Source organism: Microcoleus sp. BM001215392 (assembly GCF_036700185.1).
In the GTDB taxonomy this organism is placed as follows: domain Bacteria; phylum Cyanobacteriota; class Cyanobacteriia; order Cyanobacteriales; family Microcoleaceae; genus Microcoleus.
This window is the reverse complement of the sequence record NZ_JAUBOJ010000642.1, coordinates 1-2085: the sequence shown is the minus strand read 5'-3', so window position 1 is coordinate 2085 and position 2085 is coordinate 1. Positions and strand designations below refer to the sequence as shown.

Sequence of the window (2085 nt, the reverse complement as noted above, 5' to 3'; positions counted from 1 at the left end):
TTTGACTGATGCGGAATACGAGGCGAAGTTGATGGAACTTCTCGAAGGGGTGAATGAGGGCTGGGGAAAAGGCGGTGTTGCGGGATTCTTAATCGCAAAACGCATTAAAAATGGTGATTTGGCGACTTGGTTGCGGAGGTTTGGCGATCGATCGTTGGAGGGCGCGCAGGGGAGTACAGCGTCTGCGGATGCGGTGGTATCGCTTCAGGAATTGGCGCGCAGGTTGGAGTTGTTGAGTAGAGTTGCGGGTGGGGAATTGGCCGAGGCGGCGGGGAATGTTGGTAGAGAGATTTTGGTTGAGTTTCCGCTAGTTTCGGGTGAGGGGGATGAGGATGTTGATGGAGAGGCTGAGGCTTGGTGCGATCGAGGTAATCAGCAACTTATGAAAGGGGATTTTGAAGGGGCGCTGAAGTCTTACGACAAAGCCTTAGAATTCAAACCAGATTATGACCTTGCCTGGAGCAATCGGGGCGCTGTACTGGGTAATTTAGGCAGGTTTGAAGAAGCGATCGCCTTCTTCGATAAAGCCTTAGAATTCAAACCAGATTTTCACGGAACCTGGAAGAATCGGGGCGCTGTCCTGGTTAAGTTAGGCAGGCTTAAAGAAGCGATCGCATCCTACGACAAAGCCTTAGAATTCAAACCAGATTTTCACGAAGCCTGGAACGATCGGGGCGAGGCACTGCGTAATTTAGGCAGGCTTAAAGAAGCGATGGCTTCCTACGACAAAGCCTTAAAAATAGAACCAGATGATCACGAAGCCTGGAACAATCGGGGCGCTGTCCTGGTTGATTTGGGCAGGCTTGAAGATGCGATCGCCTCCTACGACAAAGCCTTAGAATTCAAACCAGATTTTCACGAAGGTTGGTACAATCGGGGCGCTGTCCTGGTTAAGTTAGGCAGGCTTGAAGAGGCGATCGCCTTCTACGACAAAGCCTTAGAATTCAAACCAGATTTTCACCTTGCCTGGATTAATCGGGGAATTGCAGTCAACAATGCACCTAAACATAACCAGCTAGTTTATGAACTATTACAAGCAAAATTCCCTAATTCTCCACCAGTAACCCGAACTCTCTTAACTCACAACCTGACACAGCGCGGCTATGAAGGACAAGTATTAACATTACAAGCAGGCTTAGAGTATTGCCGACAAAATACCCACGCCGAAGGATACGGAGAACTGCATCAAGCACTAGGAAATGCTCACTATAGTCGCGGAAAACTCAATTCTCCCAACACCTATTGGAATAAAGCCGCCACCAGCTACAAGGAAGCCCTCAAAACTTTAACACCAGATGCTTTCCTGCAACTGCATCTAGAAGTATTACAGAAATTAATCAAAACCTTAGTCAGCTTAAACAAAACTGACGAAGCCAATAAATTACGACGAGATGCCACCGATTTATTACAACGTTTACTGCAACAGCAAAACTATTCCAAACTCACCCAACAGCAACTCACCGACAAATTAGTTAGCTTTGAACAATTAACCGTAAATATATTCATCCAATCCGGGCAATTTGCCGAAGCCTTAGCCACAGCAGAAACCGATAAAAATGTCTGCTTGTCTTGGCTGCTGGATGCCTTGCCAATTCCCGATTATGAAACAGAAGAAGAGGAAAAAGAAGAGAAAGTCACTCACGCCCAAATTCAGCAACTTCTCAATCCCACAACCTGCGCCATTTACTGGCATCTCAGTGACGCATCCCTGACAACATTCATCATTAAATCCGATGACTTGTTGTCTCCCGAAACCTGTTTCAGCGATTTTCCAGATGAATTTGAACAATGGGTGAAGGAGTGGAACCAACAATACACCGATTATAAATCTAAGGAGAAAGCCGGTCAACAAAATCATCCTTGGCGTGGGGGAATCGCAAGTAAATTTGCCCGACTCAAGGAAATATTGAAAATAGATGTTATTGAAGAGCAATTAGAGGGAATTACCAAGTTAATTTTGATTCCGCATCGGGACTTGCACCGCTTTCCAATTCATGCTTTGTTTGGTGGGGATTTTGTGGTGAGTTATTTGCCTAGCGCCGCCGTTGGGATTAGTTTGCAACATCGGTTTACCCCCCCCAACCC

The 2085-nt window shown here is 46.4% G+C and carries 1 protein-coding gene; it reads left to right on the top strand.

The window, feature by feature from the left end:
- On the top strand, positions 1 to 2085 hold a 2085-nt coding region (locus tag QT974_RS33705), incomplete at both ends, for a tetratricopeptide repeat protein (RefSeq protein WP_333472706.1).